Origin of the sequence: Alistipes communis, from assembly GCF_006542665.1 — a bacterium.
Lineage (GTDB): Bacteria > Bacteroidota > Bacteroidia > Bacteroidales > Rikenellaceae > Alistipes > Alistipes communis.
In genome coordinates this window covers 1,067,503-1,085,398 of record NZ_AP019735.1, presented here as the reverse complement: position 1 = coordinate 1,085,398, position 17,896 = coordinate 1,067,503, and the positions used below count along the sequence as shown (strand labels likewise).

General features: G+C 55.8%; 12 protein-coding genes, 2 tRNA genes and 3 rRNA genes. 10 read left to right on the top strand and 7 right to left on the bottom strand.

Annotation, left to right across the window (positions count from 1 at the left end; all coding sequences use genetic code 11):
* Positions 1 to 4: 4 nt before the first annotated feature.
* The gene (locus FMF02_RS04355; protein ID WP_141412328.1) at positions 5 to 610 is read right to left on the bottom strand and encodes a signal peptidase II; all 606 of its coding nucleotides are present in this window, start codon (positions 608 to 610) and stop codon (positions 5 to 7) included.
* A gap of 424 nt (positions 611 to 1,034) precedes the next feature.
* On the opposite strand from FMF02_RS04355, the gene FMF02_RS04350 reads away from it, so the two are divergent.
* The 8 genes from FMF02_RS04350 (at position 1,035) to FMF02_RS04315 (ending at position 10,165) form a co-directional block, all read left to right on the top strand.
* Positions 1,035 to 3,071 carry a S8 family serine peptidase gene (locus tag FMF02_RS04350; RefSeq protein ID WP_162502269.1) on the top strand — a complete coding sequence of 679 codons (2,037 nt, stop codon included), beginning with the start codon at positions 1,035 to 1,037 and terminating at the stop codon, positions 3,069 to 3,071.
* Positions 3,072 to 3,310: 239 nt separating this feature from the next.
* Positions 3,311 to 3,580 (top strand): hypothetical protein, encoded by a 270-nt coding sequence (locus tag FMF02_RS04345; protein ID WP_141412326.1) that lies wholly within the window; start codon positions 3,311 to 3,313, stop codon positions 3,578 to 3,580.
* 35 nt (positions 3,581 to 3,615) lie between these two features.
* Positions 3,616 to 5,157, top strand: a 16S ribosomal RNA gene (locus FMF02_RS04340).
* 90 nt (positions 5,158 to 5,247) lie between these two features.
* A tRNA-Ile gene (locus FMF02_RS04335) sits at positions 5,248 to 5,321 on the top strand.
* Positions 5,322 to 5,330: 9 nt separating this feature from the next.
* A tRNA-Ala gene (locus tag FMF02_RS04330) sits at positions 5,331 to 5,404 on the top strand.
* A 91-nt stretch (positions 5,405 to 5,495) separates the two neighbouring features.
* Positions 5,496 to 8,369, top strand: a 23S ribosomal RNA gene (locus tag FMF02_RS04325).
* A 103-nt stretch (positions 8,370 to 8,472) separates the two neighbouring features.
* A 5S ribosomal RNA gene (gene rrf / locus FMF02_RS04320) occupies positions 8,473 to 8,586 on the top strand.
* Together the 16S, 23S and 5S rRNA genes with 2 tRNA genes alongside form the textbook arrangement of a ribosomal RNA operon.
* A gap of 358 nt (positions 8,587 to 8,944) precedes the next feature.
* Positions 8,945 to 10,165: an MFS transporter gene (locus FMF02_RS04315; RefSeq protein ID WP_141412325.1), complete on the top strand. Its 1,221-nt coding sequence runs from the start codon at positions 8,945 to 8,947 to the stop codon at positions 10,163 to 10,165.
* Positions 10,166 to 10,242: 77 nt separating this feature from the next.
* Here FMF02_RS04315 and FMF02_RS04310 read toward each other — a convergent pair whose 3' ends face one another.
* From FMF02_RS04310 to dapF, 4 genes are all read right to left on the bottom strand, one after another.
* Entirely contained in the window at positions 10,243 to 10,788 is a 546-nt protein-coding gene (locus tag FMF02_RS04310) for a hypothetical protein (protein WP_141412324.1), read from the bottom strand.
* A 426-nt stretch (positions 10,789 to 11,214) separates the two neighbouring features.
* The gene (gene tamL / locus FMF02_RS04305; protein ID WP_019131622.1) at positions 11,215 to 13,590 is read right to left on the bottom strand and encodes a translocation and assembly module lipoprotein TamL; all 2,376 of its coding nucleotides are present in this window, start codon (positions 13,588 to 13,590) and stop codon (positions 11,215 to 11,217) included.
* A gap of 6 nt (positions 13,591 to 13,596) precedes the next feature.
* Positions 13,597 to 14,343 (bottom strand): nitroreductase family protein, encoded by a 747-nt coding sequence (locus tag FMF02_RS04300; protein ID WP_141412323.1) that lies wholly within the window; start codon positions 14,341 to 14,343, stop codon positions 13,597 to 13,599.
* Positions 14,336 to 15,358, bottom strand: coding sequence for a diaminopimelate epimerase (dapF, locus tag FMF02_RS04295; RefSeq protein WP_141412322.1), 1,023 nt, complete (start codon positions 15,356 to 15,358; stop codon positions 14,336 to 14,338). The genes FMF02_RS04300 and dapF overlap by 8 nt, the downstream gene beginning before the upstream one ends.
* A gap of 145 nt (positions 15,359 to 15,503) precedes the next feature.
* On the opposite strand from dapF, the gene FMF02_RS04290 reads away from it, so the two are divergent.
* Entirely contained in the window at positions 15,504 to 15,713 is a 210-nt protein-coding gene (locus tag FMF02_RS04290; protein WP_019131619.1) for a hypothetical protein, read from the top strand.
* 85 nt (positions 15,714 to 15,798) lie between these two features.
* The gene (locus tag FMF02_RS04285) at positions 15,799 to 16,659 is read left to right on the top strand and encodes an alpha/beta fold hydrolase (protein WP_141412321.1); all 861 of its coding nucleotides are present in this window, start codon (positions 15,799 to 15,801) and stop codon (positions 16,657 to 16,659) included.
* A gap of 86 nt (positions 16,660 to 16,745) precedes the next feature.
* Here FMF02_RS04285 and FMF02_RS04280 read toward each other — a convergent pair whose 3' ends face one another.
* Positions 16,746 to 17,309 carry an OmpH/Skp family outer membrane protein gene (locus FMF02_RS04280; protein WP_019131617.1) on the bottom strand — a complete coding sequence of 188 codons (564 nt, stop codon included), beginning with the start codon at positions 17,307 to 17,309 and terminating at the stop codon, positions 16,746 to 16,748.
* Positions 17,310 to 17,338: 29 nt separating this feature from the next.
* The gene (locus FMF02_RS04275; protein ID WP_141412320.1) at positions 17,339 to 17,842 is read right to left on the bottom strand and encodes an OmpH/Skp family outer membrane protein; all 504 of its coding nucleotides are present in this window, start codon (positions 17,840 to 17,842) and stop codon (positions 17,339 to 17,341) included.
* Between the last annotated feature and the right edge of the window lie 54 nt (positions 17,843 to 17,896).

The window sequence follows — 17,896 nt, the reverse complement described above, 5'->3', positions numbered from 1 at the left end:
GACCCTATTTGAAGAATTTGTACTGGAAAATCAGCAGATAGACCACTGCCACCGAGATGTAGGCGTCGGCCAGGTTGAAGATGGCGCCGAAAAAGTAGTTGCGGCTGTCGACCAGAAATGACAGCCAGCCCGGCACGCCGTTCCACTGGAAGAGCGGGAAATAGAACATGTCCACCACGCGCCCCATCATCAGCGGTGCATAACTGCCGCCGAAGTGCGCCACTTCGGTCGGAGTCGAGGCGGAGAAGATCAGACCGTAGAATGCGCTGTCGATCATATTGCCGATCGCTCCGGCCAGAATCAGCGTGAGTCCCACCAGTACGCCGGCGGGTGTTTTCCGTTTGCCCAGATAACGGAGATAGTATCCCAGCAGACCGATCATCGCCAGCCGGAAGAGGCTCAGCGCCAGTTTCCCCCAGTCGAAGGCTCCGCCCGTCGCGAGCCGCATGCCGAACGCCGCGCCGTTGTTCTCGATGAAACGCAACTGGAACCACGTGGGGACGACCATAATCGCCTCGTCGAGCGTCATGTGGGTCTTGATCCAGATTTTGAGCGCCTGATCCGCCACGAGGAGCACGAGGAGCAGTATCGTGATTTTCTTGAAATTCATCGTTCGTACAATTTTCGACAAAAGTAGCAAAAAATCCGAATTTTCCCGTGCTGCGGATCGTATTCCCCGGATTTTCGTCCGGTCTGTTCGCGAGCTGCCCCTCCGGTCGATTCCTGAGAATCGCGCGACCGGCGTGCGGCGTCGCCGTTCTTCGCGTCTGCGTCGGGGGAGATGCCTGCCCGTCGTCGGATAAGTCGAATCCGGATTTGTTTTTTATCTTCGATTGCAAAACTTGTCTCGACTTTTACTATCTTTGACTTCGTCTTAGATACTTCGCCTCGGCAATGTTCGAATAAATTTGCATTGCGCTCGGCTTAATCGTATCTTTGGCTGTGCCGAAGATACTCCCGCTCGGCAATGTTCAAATAAATTTGACATTGCCCTCGCTTATTCGTATCTTTGAAAGCTATAATTGAGAATGTATATGATGAAAAAGATTCTGTTGCTGGCAGGTATCGTGTCGCTGGCGGCATGTACGAACGATCCGGAGGAGACTTTTTCGCAGGGCGGCGGCTCGTCCGCGGGCGTGAAGGTCATCTACGACGCCGAAGGCGCCGTCGAGGGACAGCTGATCGTCAAGTTCCGTCCGTCGGCCGCCGATTCGCTGGCCGCCGCGCTGGCTTCGGCTTCGGCGACCCGTGCGGGATTCGCCACGGCCGACGAGCTGCTCGCGGCCGTGGGGGTCGACGGCATCCGGCCGCTGTTCGGCTCCGATCCCCGCTTCGAGGAGCGCCACCGCGCTTTCGGTCTGCACCAATGGTACGTGGTTACCTTCGACGAGTCGCTTCCCCTGCGTGAAATGGTCGGCGAATTGAGCCACGACGGCCGGATCGAGGTGCTCGAATATGCGCGTTGCCCGCGGTTGAAAAACCGTTTTCCGGCCCGGCCGCTGCGGAGCGCCGCGGCGGCTGCGACCCGTGCGTCGATGCCGATGAACGATCCGCTCCTGCCGGCGCAGTGGCATTACGACAATACGGGTTATCAGGTGCTTGTCACTCAGGCGGGCGCCGACGTCAACCTGTTCGACGCGTGGAAGAAAAATCAGGGCAGCAGCGACATTGTCGTGGCGGTGATCGACCAGGCCGTCCAGTATACGCACCCCGATCTGCAAGCCAATATCTGGGTCAATCCCAACCCGGAGGATGATGATCTGCACGGATACAACTTCGTCAACAACACGGCGGAGCTCGACTGGTCGTATGCGGACAGGGAGGAGTATCAGGGGCAGATCTACTACTCCAACGCCGACCACGGAACGCATGTGGCCGGCACGATCGCGGCGGTCAACGACAACGATCGGGGCGTTTGCGGCATCGCCGGGGGCCGTAACGGCGCAGGCGGCGTGAAGATCATGTCGTGCCAGATCTTTGGCGATCCCGACAAGAGAAGCTATCCCACCGAGGACGCGTTCCGCTATGCGGCCGACAACGGTGCGCTGATCTGTCAGTGCAGCTATGGATATTCTTATTCGACGGGCAGCAGGGATGAGATGGAGGCCATGCGGCAGTGGTTCATGAATTCTTCCGAGAAGGCGGCGATCGACTACTTTATCGCCAACGCCGGCAAGAACGATCCCGATTCGCCGATCGAAGGAGGAGTAGTGATTTTTGCCGCCGGTAACGACGGCGATCTGTTCGGGGACGTCTCCGAATATCCGGCCAGTTACGAGGCCGTCGTCTCGGTGGCGGCCATGGGATCGGATTTTCTGCCGGCCTATTATACCTGTTATAACGACGAGGTCGACATTACGGCGCCGGGCGGCGATCTCTACAATTCGAGTTTGGGAACGGATAACGGCGGCGTGCTCAGCACTATCCTGAGCGATCCGTCGGTGACCTATTACGACGACGAGCGCCGGCAGGGGTTGACCGATAGCAATGTCTACGGCTATATGCAGGGTACGTCGATGGCTTGTCCCCATGTGTCGGGCGTTGCGGCGCTGGGACTCTCCTATCTTTCGCAGCTGGGCTACCGCATGACGGCCGACGCATACAAGAAGCTGTTGCTCGAAAGCGTCCATCCGATCGATCCTTACTTGACGGGCACCAAGCGTTATGATGGGCCGACGCTTTTGCTCGACGAATACAAAGGGAAAATGGGGGCGGGTTACCTCGACGCCAACCTGCTGTTGGAGAATATCAAGGTCGCGTTCGGCGAAAAGACGCCGCCTCGGGTCACGGCGCGGATCGCCAACCGGTTGTTGAAGACCGATACGCCGACGAGCAGCGTCGCGCTGGCCGATTACTTTACCGACGATGCGGTTTCGCAATACGATGCCGTGGCCAACGACGAGTCGGTCGTGCGGGTGAATGTCAGCGACGGCGTTCTGCGGATGCTGCCCAAGAAGGTAGGGCAGGCCAGGGTAACCGTTTCGGCCAGGGGATTCGAGGGCACGGTCGTGTCGCAGAGTTTCTATGTGACCGTCCGCTCGCAGAGCAATTCCGCCGACGGCTGGTTGTAGCCGTTTCCGGGTTCCGTGCGACGGGTCTTCCGCGGAGGGAGGCCCGTCGCTTATATATATAAAAGGTATGATTCCCCTGTCGAAGAAAAATAGGCCGATTTCGAGAAAAAAACCGCGAAATATTTGCAGATTCCGAAATTGTCGCTACCTTTGCACCCGCAATCAGAAAATCGACGTTCTTATCGAAGTCTCAGGTTTACAGCCGTAAACCCGCGGCAGGCGGAAACGGAGGTTCGAAGTTGCAAAAGTTCTTGGAAAATTATTTGGTGGATTCGAAAAAAGGTTTTACCTTTGCGCCACTTTCCGCCCCGAAAACAGGCGGAGAGGTTTTGAAAAAGCTTCGAAAAAAGTTCTTCAAAAATTTGGCGGATTCGAAAAAAGGTTTTACCTTTGCACCACTTTCCGCTCCGAAAATAAGCGGAAAGGTTTCCGAAAAATGGTTCTTTGAATTACTGGTAAACTTGAGAAAAAGTGTAGTATTTATCTGTCAATTTCCTTTTAGGAAATAAGAAACAGTCAGGACTCTAACAAAACATTAAATTATACAATGGAGAGTTTGATCCTGGCTCAGGATGAACGCTAGCGGCAGGCTTAACACATGCAAGTCGAGGGGCAGCATAATGGTAGCAATACTATTGATGGCGACCGGCGGACGGGTGCGTAACGCGTATGCAACCTACCCTTTACAGGGGGATAACACTGAGAAATCGGTACTAATACCCCATAATATTCCGGGAGGCATCTTTCGGAGTTGAAAGCTTTGGTGGTAAAGGATGGGCATGCGTTGTATTAGCTAGTTGGTAAGGTAACGGCTTACCAAGGCGACGATACATAGGGGGACTGAGAGGTTAACCCCCCACATTGGTACTGAGACACGGACCAAACTCCTACGGGAGGCAGCAGTGAGGAATATTGGTCAATGGACGGAAGTCTGAACCAGCCATGCCGCGTGCAGGAAGACGGCTCTATGAGTTGTAAACTGCTTTTGTACGAGGGTAAACGCAGATACGTGTATCTGCCTGAAAGTATCGTACGAATAAGGATCGGCTAACTCCGTGCCAGCAGCCGCGGTAATACGGAGGATCCAAGCGTTATCCGGATTTATTGGGTTTAAAGGGTGCGTAGGCGGTTTAGTAAGTCAGCGGTGAAATTTTGGTGCTTAACACCAAACGTGCCGTTGATACTGCTGGGCTAGAGAGTAGTTGCGGTAGGCGGAATGTATGGTGTAGCGGTGAAATGCTTAGAGATCATACAGAACACCGATTGCGAAGGCAGCTTACCAAACTATATCTGACGTTGAGGCACGAAAGCGTGGGGAGCAAACAGGATTAGATACCCTGGTAGTCCACGCAGTAAACGATGATAGCTCGTTGTCGGCGATACACAGTCGGTGACTAAGAGAAATCGATAAGCTATCCACCTGGGGAGTACGTTCGCAAGAATGAAACTCAAAGGAATTGACGGGGGCCCGCACAAGCGGAGGAACATGTGGTTTAATTCGATGATACGCGAGGAACCTTACCCGGGCTTGAAAGTTACTGACGATTCTGGAAACAGGATTTCCCTTCGGGGCAGGAAACTAGGTGCTGCATGGTTGTCGTCAGCTCGTGCCGTGAGGTGTCGGGTTAAGTCCCATAACGAGCGCAACCCCTACTGATAGTTGCCATCAGAGCGTTTGAGCGATCAAACAAGCTGGGCACTCTATCGGGACTGCCGGTGTAAGCCGAGAGGAAGGTGGGGATGACGTCAAATCAGCACGGCCCTTACGTCCGGGGCGACACACGTGTTACAATGGTAGGTACAGAGGGCAGCCACCCAGTGATGGGGAGCGAATCTCGAAAGCCTATCTCAGTTCGGATTGGAGGCTGAAACTCGCCTCCATGAAGTTGGATTCGCTAGTAATCGCGCATCAGCCATGGCGCGGTGAATACGTTCCCGGGCCTTGTACACACCGCCCGTCAAGCCATGGGAGTTGGGGGTGCCTGAAGTTCGTGACCGAAAGGAGCGACCTAGGGCAAAACCGATGACTGGGGCTAAGTCGTAACAAGGTAGCCGTACCGGAAGGTGCGGCTGGAACACCTCCTTTCTGGAGAGTATGACTGCTTCGACAGTTAGATGCGAGCTTTTTCTCAAAACCGGTAATTTTTATGTTATACAGTGGGGTTTCCTGCGGCACAGTCCCGTAGCTCAGTTGGTTAGAGCACTACACTGATAATGTAGGGGTCTGCGGTTCAAGTCCGCACGGGACTACACGAGACCGGGGGATTAGCTCAGTTGGCTAGAGCACCTGCTTTGCAAGCAGGGGGTCAAGGGTTCGACTCCCTTATCCTCCACTGCCGATCGAATTTTCGATCATCGTTCATTGACATAATTAAGGGAAATGAGATAAGCGTACCGACTTACAATAGGGGGTCGGTATGAAAGAAGAAAGTAATAAAGAGCGTATGGGGGATGCCTAGGCTCTTGGAGGCGAAGAAGGACGTGGTAAGCTGCGAAAAGTCGCGGGGATTTGCAAACGAGAATTGATCCGCGAATATCCGAATGGGACAACCCGGCAGGCAGAAGGCCTGTCACCCAGCAATGGGGGCTAACCCTCTGAACTGAAACATCTAAGTAGGAGGAGGAGAAGAAAGAAACATCGATTTCCAAAGTAGCGGCGAGCGAAATGGAAGGAGCCCAAACCGGTATTGTTACGGCAATGCCGGGGTTATAGGACTGCGAGATTCGAAGGACAAAGAACTGGAAAGATTTGGAAAAGTCGACCATAGAGAGTGAAAGTCTCGTACAGGTAATTAAGTTCAAAGATAGCAGTATCCTGAGTATGGCGGGACACGAGGAATCCAGTCAGAATTTGCCGGGACCACCCGGTAAGGCTAAATACTCCCAAGAGACCGATAGTGAACCAGTACTGTGAAGGAAAGGTGAAAAGAACCCCGAACAGGGGAGTGAAAAAGAACCTGAAACCATACGCTTACAACCTGTCGGAGCGGCTTCGTGCCGTGACGGCGTGCCTATTGAATAATGAGCCTACGAGTTACTAATCACTGGCGAGGTTAAGTGCTAGGAAGCACGGAGCCGAAGCGAAAGCGAGTCTGAACAGGGCGTTTAGTCAGTGGTTGTAGACGCGAAACCTTGCGATCTACCCTTGAGCAGGATGAAGGTTGGGTAAAGCCAACTGGAGGTCCGAACGAATAAGCGTTGAAAAGCTTCTCGATGACTTGAGGGTAGGAGTGAAAGGCCAATCAAGCTGGGAAATAGCTCGTACTCCCCGAAATGCCTTTAGGGGCAGCGTTGTAATAAAGAGTCTACTGGAGGTAGAGCTACTGATTGGATGCGGGGGCTTCACCGCCTACCAAATCCCGACAAACTCCGAATGCCAGTAGTATGATTTACAGCAGTGAGCCACCGGGTGCTAATGTCCGGTGACAAAAGAGGAACAACTCAGACCAGCAACTAAGGTCCCCAAGCGTATGCTAAGTTGAACTAACGATGTTTTGTTGCATAGACAGCTAGGATGTTAGCTTGGAAGCAGCTATTCATTCAAAGAGTGCGTAACAGCTCACTAGTCGAGCGACAAAGCGTGGATAATAAACGGGCATCAAGCATACCACCGAAGTTCTGGGCGCGAAAGCGCGGTAGGGGAGCATTCCATTCAGCGTCGAAGCAGCGTCGTGAGATGTTGTGGAGCGTATGGAAAAGCAAATGTAGGCATGAGTAACGATAATGCGGGAGAGTAACCCGCACACCGCAAGACCAAGGTTTCCTGATCAACGCTAATCGGATCAGGGTTAGTCGGGTCCTAAGGGTAAGCCGAACGGCGATCTCGATGGATAATCGGTTAATATTCCGATACTGACATATACCTCGATGGAGAGACGAAATCGCGTAAGTACCGCCTCCTGACGGAATAGGAGGTTAAAGGGCGTATGTATAGGGGCAGATTAAGAGTCAGTCCTTGCTGAAACCCGACAGTACAGAGAGCCTACGGGCAATTTGATAGTGTACCCAAGCATGTTTCCGAGAAAATCTTCTAAGTTATAGTATATGTCACCCGTACCGTAAACCGACACAGGTGGTCGAGGAGAGTATCCTAAGGTGCTCGAGTGAATCACGGTTAAGGAACTAGGCAAATTAACCCCGTAACTTCGGGAAAAGGGGTCCCTACGCGAGTAGGGCGCAGCGAAGAGGTCCAGGCGACTGTTTATCAAAAACACAGGGCTCTGCAAATTCGAAAGAAGAAGTATAGGGCCTGACACCTGCCCGGTGCTGGAAGGTTAAGAGGGGATGTCATCGCAAGAGAAGCATTGAATCGAAGCCCCAGTAAACGGCGGCCGTAACTATAACGGTCCTAAGGTAGCGAAATTCCTTGTCGGGTAAGTTCCGACCTGCACGAATGGTGTAACGATCTGGACACTGTCTCAACCGTGAGCTCGGTGAAATTGTAGTCCCGGTGAAGATGCCGGGTACCCGCAACGGGACGAAAAGACCCCGTGAACCTTTACTGCAGCTTAGCGCTGAATTTGGGTACACAATGTGTAGGATAGGCAGGAGACACTGAAGCGGGTACGCCAGTATTCGTGGAGTCGACGTTGAAATACTGCCCTTTGTGTATCTGAGTTCTAACCCCGCGAGGGAGACACCGCTTGGTGGGTAGTTTGACTGGGGTGGTCGCCTCCAAAAGCGTAACGGAGGCTTCCCAAGGTGCCCTCAGCACGAATGGTAACCGTGCGCAGAGTGCAATAGCATAAGGGCGCTTGACTGTGAGACATACAAGTCGACCAGGTACGAAAGTAGGGTATAGTGATCCGGTGGTTCTGTGTGGACTGGCCATCGCTCAAAGGATAAAAGGTACTCCGGGGATAACAGGCTGATCGCCGCCAAGAGCTCATATCGACGCGGCGGTTTGGCACCTCGATGTCGGCTCGTCACATCCTGGGGCTGGAGAAGGTCCCAAGGGTTCGGCTGTTCGCCGATTAAAGTGGCACGCGAGCTGGGTTCAGAACGTCGTGAGACAGTTCGGTCTCTATCTGTTGCGGGCGTAGGAAGATTGAGGGGTCCTGACTTTAGTACGAGAGGACCGAGTTGGACGAACCTCCGGTGTATCGGTTATGCTGCCAAGTGTACCGCCGAGTAGCCGCGTTCGGTTTGGATAAGCGCTGAAAGCATCTAAGCGCGAAGCCATCCCCAAGATGAGTCTTCCCTTGAGGGGCGTAGGAGACTACTACGTTGATAGGTTGCAGATGTAAAGACAGTGATGTCAAAGTCGAGCAATACTAATTACCCGAAAGGCTTTTTTCAAAAGTTATCTCATTTTCCGGATTATGTCAAGTTTTATCGGAGGGGTCCGGTTTATAAATACCCGTCTTCTGGCAGATAAATCTGCTTAGAGAAGAGAAGGTTCTTAGGTGGTTATAGTGGTGAGGTTCCACCTCTTCCCATTCCGAACAGAGAAGTTAAGCTCACTAACGCCGATGGTACTGCACTTATCGTGTGGGAGAGTAGGTAGCCGCCTCTTCAAGGTCAGACCTTATGGTCTGACCTTTTTTGTTTTCCGCGGTTTCCCGCGGCACTCGTTTTCGCCCCTTTCCTTCTCGTTCCTTTCCCTCGCATCGCATTTACTACCATTCCCTTCACGGAGTCCGCTCCGCTGCGGAGGGAAGATGACTGCGAGGGAAAGGGGCGAGAGGCTGTCGGGTCTGGTTCTCAGCCCTCCTTACCGCCGGGCTTCTTTGATAAAATCTCCCTCCGATACGGAAACGGCCCCTGAGAATCTCCCGTTGAACGAAAATAGTTACTTCTCATGGCCTGAAACGAAAAACTTTTTATAACTTTGAATACGAAAATAAATGAAAACATACTAACCGAACTTTTCAATGACGACCTTTTACGACAAAACCGGTTTGCCCAAGTCGTTGGCATGGGGCTTTATCGGTGTGCTCATCTTCATGATGGGCGACGGTATCGAGCAGACCTGGCTGAGCCGCTACATCGCATCACAGGGACTCGACCACGAAGTCCTGTTCACCGTTTACGGAATCTCGGTGGCTTTGTCCGCCTGGTTTTCGGGCGTGATCGCCGAAACGATCGGCGTGCGCCGGACGATGCTGCTCGGCTACCTGGTTTACCTTGTCGGCATGGCTGGATTCGCGGGAATCGGTATGATGGGGCTGAACTACCCGGTGTTGCTCGTTACCTATGCGATCAAAGGACTGGGTTATCCGCTTTTCGCCTATACGTTTATCGTCTGGATCGCCTATCGCGTGGACAAAAGCCGGCTGAGTTCCGCGCAGGGATGGTTCTGGTTCGTCTTTACGGGCGGTTTGAACGTATTGGGAGCCTATTACGGCGCTTATGCGATGGAGCGTATCGGCGTGGTCCCGACGTTGTGGAGTTCGCTTGTCTTCGCATCGGTCGGCGCGGTGCTGGCATTGTGGGTCAATAAGTGCGACGACCGGAACCTCTTCGTCGGGGCGGAGAGGCCGAGTTCCGGCACGTCGAAGTTCAGGGAGTTGCTGAGCGGCCTGGCTATTATGAAGCGCGAACCCAAGGTGCTCGTCGGCGGAATCGTGCGCGTCATCAATACCACGTCGCAATTCGCCTTCGTCGTTTTCATGCCGCTCTATTTGAAGGATTACGGGATCGGCGACACCCAGTGGGCGTCGATCTGGGGTTCGATCTTTCTGTTCAACATCCTCTTCAATCTGATCTTCGGGATCGTCGGCGATCACATCGGCTGGGGGCGGACGATCGTGTGGTTCGGCGGCGTGGGGTGCGCCGTGAGCGTGCTGCTATTCTTCTATGCGCCGGTGATCTGCAATAATTTCTGGTTTATTCTCGCCTGCGGGGCCTTGTGGTGCATCATGCTGGCCGGTTACGTGCCGCTGAGCGCATTGGTTCCTTCGCTGGTCGACAAGGATAAGGGCGCCGCCGTGTCGGTGCTGAATCTGGGAGCCGGACTGGCGGCCTTCGTCGGCCCGCTGATCGTGGCGCTGTTCCGGAATGCGATCGGCTATGTCGGTATCGTCTGGTTTATGGCGGGACTTTATATTTTGAGCGCCGTGATGACCTACTGCATCGCGCCGCGCAATCGGTAGCGGCGAAGCGTTCCGCATGAAAATAGGACTGCCGTTCCGTACGGCAGTCCTATTCGTTTTCGAGGGATTGAGGCTCCTTACTCTTTGGGAACGAGCATGAAGAAGCTGCTGATTTCCTGCTGGTCGATGGCCTGTCGGACGTTGAACCGTTTGACCTGCGCTTCGTAGCCCGTCTTGACGACCTTGATTTCGATTTGTACGTCGCGTGAGTTCTCATAGGTCAGCCCCAGGATGTTGAAGGCGCGCGTCTCTTCGTAAGGCGTGGTCATGAGGTAGGTTTCGTTGGTATTTTTCACCACGGCCGGAATACTCGACAGCACGCGGTAGAAGACGCGCGCACCTTGCGGGTCGGAGTCGATCGCCCAGCGGATGATCGTCTGTTCGAGAGCGGTTTGGCCGGGGTTGTCGCGGCTGACGCTTTTGCGTGCTTCGCCCTGCGGAATCGAGGTGTCGGAGTAGAGTTTCAACGCTTCGGCTTGTTCTTTTTGAGCGGAAGCCTGCAATGCCGCCGTCAATGCGCGGTTGCTCTGTTTGAGACTCCTTTTCGAGACGCCGCACGACGCGAGCAGAAGGGCGGCCGCAGCGGCGTATGCCCCGACGGGCAGATAGTGGAACAATTTCATGGATTTTGATAAGTGTTTGTATGTCGCCTGTCCCGGGCGTAAATACGTTTTAAGGAAAACAGGACATATAAAAAACGTGGGACATAACTCTCATTATCGCATATCGAGGTTCTGGAATACCTTGTGGCAATAAACGAAAGTGAAGCCCACGTTGGAAACGTGAGCATCGACTTCACTTCTTTTGCCACAGGTTGAAATTTTCCAGATTTCGATATGCAAAGATGCAAAGCTAACGCTTTTTATATGTTTGTGCCGGCGCTTTTCGTGCGGTGACGGCACCGAAAGATCGGATTTTCACATCGTGACGATGCGTTTAGAATGGGGTCAGTTCTTCATAGGCGGATTGTTTTTGATTTTCATTGCAATAATAAGCATATTTCGGTTGAAATACAAATCGGAGGCGTTTGCCGTCTGTCGACCGCTTCGTCAGAACGGATATCCCACGCCGAAGTTGAGCGCCGTGTTGCTCCACTTGAAGTCGTGGATCCACCGCTTGCCGGCCGGATTGTTGGGATTGTGCAGCTGAATACCCCAGTCCAGGCGCAGCACGGCGAACTTGATGTCGAGCCGGATGCCGAGGCCGGTGTTGAATCCCAGCTGTTTGTAGAAGTCGCGGATGTGGAAGACCGCTTCGGGCGGATACTCCTCGGCGCTGTTTCCCATGAACCAGATGTTTCCCACGTCGAAGAAGGTGGCGCCGTGGAAGATTCCCCAGATCGGGAAGCGGAATTCGAGGTTCGCTTCGAGTTTCATGTCTCCCAACTGGACCGGATAGGTCACCTTGTCGGGGTCGACCGGCACCGATCCGGGGCCGAGCATACGGGGGATCCAGCCGCGCATCCCATTGCTGCCGCCGCAGTAGAAGAGACGGTCGAAGGGAATTGAGGTCGAGTTGCCGTAGGCCAGTCCGCAACCGGCGTAGAGCCGCCCTGCGATGGCCGCTTTTTCGCCCAGCATGATCTTGCGGCTGGCACTCAGATCGACGCGGAAATACTGGGAGTATTGAATACCGAAAATTTCGTAGTAGTCCTTGCCTTTGGCCGGCGACGAGAAGAGGTGTTCCAACCCCCCGATGAGGTTGCCCGCCGTCTCCCAGTTGAACCGCACGAGCGTGGCGTTGCGTCCCGGATTCTTCAACTGGTTGTTGTAGGTGTAGCTTCCCGATATTCCGGCCACGAGCTGCGAGGTGTAACTGTTGCGCAGGTAGAGATTCTGCAATTTCTCGAAAAAGTCCTGATTGATGTAGCTCATGTCGACCAGATTCAGGTCGACGGGCCGTACGGCGAACGACGAGTATTTCTCGTTGCTCCATGAGTAGGTCCATGTCATACTGGTCAGCGTACGGCGGTAGTAGGGTCGATCCTGATAGTTGAACGACAGTTCGAGCCGCGTGCGCGGCGTCACGAGCGACGGCCGGTAACGGCTCGAAAAGAAGGGCAGCAGGAAACGCGGGAAAGCCAGCCCCGCCGTGACGCCGAACTCCTTGGCGTTGCGCTTGCCGCTGTCGCGCGACTTCATGAACTCGTGGCCGATGCTGAATGCGATGTCGAACGATTCCATCCCCCGGAACAGGTTCCGGTTCTGATAGCCTACCGAGGCCTTCAATCCGTAGAAACTCGAAGTGGTCGTCCCTTCCAGGTCGATCTTGTAACTCTGTTTGAGCTGCGGCGTGCCGAGAATGTTGCAACGCAGATAGCCTTCCTGCGTATATTGCGTGGCCAGCGAGTCGTCGGCGTTGCCGATGTAGGAGACGAGGTTCGTGCTGTCGGGCGCCGGCAGTTCGTCGAAGGTGATGCGCGTGCTCTTGAAGTAGCCCAGCGACATGATGTTGTTGTAGGTGCGGTTGATCTGCTCCGCGTTGTAGAGGTAGTTGGGATAGAGCGGAATCGCCTGGCGCAGCACACGGGGGCGGACGTTGTGCTTCCCGTCGTAGACGACGTTCAGGCCGCGGTAAGCCACCGTATCGTAGCGAACCTCCCGATCGGTGAAGCTGACCGTGGGATCGTATCCGGGCAGCATGTTGATTTCGCTGATCCGGTAGACCTTGTTGTTCTCCATGACGGGTTCGCCGCGGTCGTTGTAGCCCGTGAGGTATTGTTTGACGACCATCGTCAGGTCGCCGACGCGGCTGCCGACCGTGTCGTAGGGATAGCGGTAGGAGATGTTGTTGACCGAGAAGTTGTAATATCCCCGATCGCGCAGGTAGCGGGTGATGCGTTCGCGTTCGGCGTCGAGCGTCGCGCTGTTGAAAATCCCGCCGGGGCGGATGAGCGTGGAAGCCGTATCTTGCAGGATGATCTTCTCGATGAACTTGTCGTTGAATTCGTAGTTGATCTTTCCGTACCGCGAGGGAGGGCCCTGCTCGGTGCGGTAGGTGATAATGGCCCGTTTGCGCCGGGAGGTCGTGTCGACGTGGTAACGGACGCGCGACGAGAAGAATCCGTGCGACTCCATGTAGGCTTTGAGGTTCTCGGCCGATTTCAGGGTGAGCGCCGGATCGTAGACGACCGGTTTCTCGCCGATCTTGCGTTTGAAGCGGTTCCACCAGTTGTCCTTGTCGGGGTTGGACTGATTGTAGACCCAAACGTAGAAATTCGTTCCCAGGAAGCGCTTGTTGGGGCTTTGCCACACGTAACGGTCGAGTTCCGAAGCCGTGATACGCTCCTTTTTGGGGACGTTCCGGTCGTCCTCGATCGTGACCTTCTGTACCAGATAGCTCCCTTCGGGCAGTTTGCGCACGACGCTGCACGCCGTGCAGAGGATGCACAGCGCCGCGACGGCGATGGGGTACAGACGGCGCATCGGAGGTTACTGGTTGAAGAATCCCTGCTCCCGCAGCAGTTCGAAATAGGCACGGGAGATCGCTATGTTGTCCTCGCGGCGATAGCGGTTGCGCGTGAAGATCTGCGCCAGATTGGGCAGTCCGTTTTCCGCCAGCAGCGCGGAGGTCTCGGGCGAAGCCTCCTTTTCGGCCCACAGTTCGTCGATCTCGGCGTCGGTGTAGTCCTTGTAGCGGTCGTAGTGCACTACGGCGTCGAGCGGAAGGCGGTCGGTCAGGGGCGGCTGCTCGGCCGGATGGCCGATGACGACCGTCGTCAGGGGGATCACCCCCTTGGGCAGGTGCAGGATGCGGCAGATGTCGCGGGCCGTGTAGAGCGTGGTGCCGAGAAAGCAGACGCCCAGCCCGTGCGCTTCGGCGGCAAGCGCCAGATTCTCGGCGGCGAGCAGGGCATCGGTGGCGGCGTTGAGAAACCATTCGAAGTTGTCGTAGGCGGGTTCGGCGTCGCGCTGCTCGCACCACTTCGAGAAGCGGTGGACGTCGGCGCAGACCGTCACCACGCAGGGGGCCTCGGTGACCATGGCCTGATTGAAGTGGCACGGTGCCAGTTCGGCCCTCACGCGGGCGTCGAGCGTCACGACGAGACTGTACAGTTGCATGTTGCCGCAGGTCGAAGCGCGCGCGGCCGAATGCAGGATGTCTGAGAGTACCTCCTCGTCGATCGGGGAGGATTTGTATTTTCGGATCGAACGATGATTCGCAATCTCTTTAATCATGGTCGTCAGCTATTGTTAAACCGTATTTTTCGTGTAGTTCGCGCAGGGTCTCTTCGGTCAGCCGCAGCCGGTCGCAGGGCGGGTCGAGGGGCGAAGCGTCGCCCGTGGCGATGCACTCTTTCCCGTCGAGCCGGAGCCGTCCCGCCGTTTCGAAAGAGGCGTCGCCCGTCAGGCGGGTGACGATTCCCTGCTGCGTGCGGCGCGGCAGGCAGCGCACGCGGCCGCCGCGGTTCCAGACCTCGACGGTCGTGTCGAAGCCGGCGAGTCCGAGCAATGCGGCGGCCGTGGCGCACGAGGTCATCGCCGTGCCGCAGGAGGAGGTGATGCCAACGCCGCGCTCGTAGGTCGCCGCGAAGATGCGTCCCTCGTCCAGTCGGCAGAAGAGGCTGACGTTGATTCCCCGGGGGAATACCCCGCGCATCCGGTTGGCCCGTTCGCCCAGCTCCGCGAGCCGTCGGGTATCGAGCCGCCCGTCGCTGCCGAAAAGCCATGCGCTGTCCGGTGCGACGAGGGCGACGATGTGGGGATTGCCCGGCTGCAAGAAGGTGAAGGCCAGCCCTTCGTCCAATTCGGGAACGGGCTGTCCGACGAATCCTTCGGCCGGGAGCGACGGCGGGAAGTCGTCGCCGTGCAGCGACAGCGGAATCTCCGCCCCGAAGGTGGGCAGCGCGCCGAAGATCGGCTCCTCGCACGTGATGCGGTATTCCCGGCCGCCGGAGGTGACGGCGAATCGTTCGCCCGTCGCTTCCGGATAACGCTCCCGCGCCAGCCGCGCCACGCAGCGGATGCCGTTGCCGCACATCTCCGCCTCCGAACCGTCGGTGTTGAACATCCGCATTCCGAAACGTCCCCGCCCGTCGCGTGTGAGCAGCAGCAGGCCGTCGACGCCGAACCGGTGCAGCTCTTCTGCGGCGAAGGCGGCAATATTCAGGCCGGAAAGATCCGACCGCAACGTGTCGAACAGCAGGAACCGGTTTCCGGAGCCGGAACAGAGGATGTAGTCGTAGATTTTCATAACCCTGTTTACCCTTCAAAATTACGAATAAATCGCCGATCCGGCAAATTTCTCGCGGGAACTGCACGCTATTTGAAAAAAATATCTTACTTTGCGAAAGCGAAAACGAATTTACGTTTAACCATTTATTCGATTTACACCGGCAATGAAAGCTGACAGGAACTTCCGCCGTAACGGTTCGGCCGACGCGGAAGAGGTTTTCAAGCGGGCGACGAAACTCGCTCCCAACCGTAAAAGCGGCAAGGAGCGCCATTCGCTCTATACGCAGTTCGACGAGGAAGAGGAGGACGCCGCATTCGGCTATAAGGCCAAACAGGAGTCCGTACTCGATTATTACGACGACGGGGAGGAGTGATCGTCCGCGGATCAGGCGAGGTGCGCTGCCGGCCGCGGTGCGAAGGTGTGACGGTCGGCGGGGTGGTGCCGTTATCTGATTATCTATGATCGAAAAGTTTATCATGGCAGGGCGGACGGCCCTGCACGTTTGCGATTCGCAGCAGGGCGAACGATGCGTCGTATTGCTGCATGGCTATCTGGAATCGATGTTCGTGTGGGACGATTTCGTCCCGTTGCTGTACAAACGGGTGCGGGTCGTGACGCTCGACCTGCCGGGGCACGGCATTTCGGAGGTGCGGGGCGAGTGCCACTCGATGGAGTATCTGGCCGACGTCGTCCGCGATGCGTTGCAGGCGCTCGGTATCGCGCGCTGTACGCTCGTGGGACATTCGATGGGCGGCTACGTGGCGCTGGCCTTTTGCGAACGTCATCCCGAGATGCTCGACGGTCTGGTGCTCTTCTCTTCGACGCCGAACGCCGACACGGAGGAGAAGCGCGAGAATCGCCGCCGCGAAATCGCGCTCGTGCGGGCCGGCAAGAAGGAACAACTGGCCCGCGTTGCGCCCGGTGCCGGATTCGCCGCCGACAACCGGCAGCGGATGGCCGATGCCATCGCGGATTTGACCGAACAGGTATATCTTACGGAGGACGACGGGATCGTGGCGCTTCTCAACGGGATGATCGCTCGCCCCGACCGCAACGAGATGCTGCGCCGTTCGCCCGTGCGGCAGCTCTTCGTCTTCGGCCGCAAGGATGAATACATTCCCGCCGCGGTCGCCGAGCAGTTGGCTGCCGCCCATCCGCAGGCACAGGTGGTGTGGCTCGCCGATTCGGGACACATGGGATTTTTGGAGGAGCCGGAAGCTGCGGCCGAAGCGCTGCTGCGATTCGTCGGGGCAGAGCCGGACGGACAGACCGCAGCGTCCGTTGCCGGAGCTTCGGAGATGCCTGCCGCCGAAGCGTAGCCGCCGCGGTTTCTCCGTCTCTGCATGAAACGCGAACGGGGCGGCTCCGAGAAGGAGCCGCCCCGTAATTCGTTTTGTCGGAACGCCTATTTGGCGGCCGGAGCTGCGGGAGCTGCGGCGGGCGTATCCTTGATGCCCAGTTTCGTCTTCACGGCGGGCAGAATATCCGTCACCACGGCCTCGTCGAAATAGGCTACGGCATTGACCGAAGTGTCGTATACGACGGTGTAGCCGCCTGCTTTCGATACCTCTTTCACGGCATCCTGCGCCTTGACGATGATCGGTTCGAGCAACTCGCCCTGCTTTTTCTGCATGTCCTGCTGCGAAACCTGCACGAATTCGTCATAACGGGTTTTCAGGTCGTTCAGTTCCTTCTCTTTGAGCTGACGGACCGAATCCGACATGGTCGAATTCTTGTCGCTGACCTGCTTGGTGTATTCGTTGAGCTTATTGTTGAATTCCACGCCGATGGTTTCGAGCTGGTCCTGCAACTCTTTCTGGTAGGCTTCGAGGTTTTTCTGCATTTCGGCGGTCTCCGGCATTGCGAAAACCAGCTCCTGCATGTTGATCCGGCCGAGTTTCTGCGCAAAGACCGAGGTCGAACCCGCAACGAAGGCGACCGTCAGAACGATTTTAAGAATTTTTTTCATGAGAGTTTAGATGTGATTGATTTTTGATGTTATTTCAGACTTTTGATGACCCCTTCCGTCTGGTCGAGTTTCGGGGCGTTGTACAGCAGCGTGGGGTTCGATGCCGAATCGAGCACCAGATCGTAACCGTGGCTCTGGGCGTAGGCGTTGATGGCGTCGAAGACCTTTTTCTGGATCGGCTGGATCAGTTCCAGACGTTTCTTCATCAGCGTGCCGTCCTTGCCGAAGAGCGACTCCTGCAATGCCGTGGCGTCCTTCTCCTTGCTCAGGATCGTATCTTCGAGTACCTGCCGCGTGGTGGCCGACAGCGAGGCTTTCTGCTGCTGATAGTTGTTGTAGAGCGTTTCGATCTCGGCGAATTTGTCGTCCACCTGTTTCTGATAATCTTCGGCCATCTTGTCGAGATCCTTGATGGCGGTATTGTAGGCATCGATCGATTTGAAGATCTTCTCGCTGTCGACGATCATGTAGTTCTGTGCGTAGGCGCACCATCCGGCTGCGGCCAGTACGACGGTTAAAAACAGACGTTTCATTCTTTTCCCGTTTTAAGCATTGTTATACAAATATAACAAATTTCTTCCAAATTT

Bases quoted from the DNA above. Each gene is read 5' to 3' on its own strand.
- tamL (WP_019131622.1), bottom strand. From the start codon at position 13,590: ATGCGCCGTCTGTACCCCATCGCCGTCGCGGCGCTGTGCATCCTCTGC.
- FMF02_RS04280 (WP_019131617.1), bottom strand. From the start codon at position 17,309: ATGAAAAAAATTCTTAAAATCGTTCTGACGGTCGCCTTCGTTGCGGGT.
- FMF02_RS04310 (WP_141412324.1), bottom strand. From the start codon at position 10,788: ATGAAATTGTTCCACTATCTGCCCGTCGGGGCATACGCCGCTGCGGCC.
- dapF (WP_141412322.1), bottom strand. From the start codon at position 15,358: ATGAAAATCTACGACTACATCCTCTGTTCCGGCTCCGGAAACCGGTTC.
- FMF02_RS04315 (WP_141412325.1), top strand. From the start codon at position 8,945: ATGACGACCTTTTACGACAAAACCGGTTTGCCCAAGTCGTTGGCATGG.
- FMF02_RS04355 (WP_141412328.1), bottom strand. From the start codon at position 610: ATGAATTTCAAGAAAATCACGATACTGCTCCTCGTGCTCCTCGTGGCG.
- FMF02_RS04275 (WP_141412320.1), bottom strand. From the start codon at position 17,842: ATGAAACGTCTGTTTTTAACCGTCGTACTGGCCGCAGCCGGATGGTGC.
- FMF02_RS04300 (WP_141412323.1), bottom strand. From the start codon at position 14,343: ATGATTAAAGAGATTGCGAATCATCGTTCGATCCGAAAATACAAATCC.
- FMF02_RS04350 (WP_162502269.1), top strand. From the start codon at position 1,035: ATGATGAAAAAGATTCTGTTGCTGGCAGGTATCGTGTCGCTGGCGGCA.
- FMF02_RS04285 (WP_141412321.1), top strand. From the start codon at position 15,799: ATGATCGAAAAGTTTATCATGGCAGGGCGGACGGCCCTGCACGTTTGC.
- FMF02_RS04290 (WP_019131619.1), top strand. From the start codon at position 15,504: ATGAAAGCTGACAGGAACTTCCGCCGTAACGGTTCGGCCGACGCGGAA.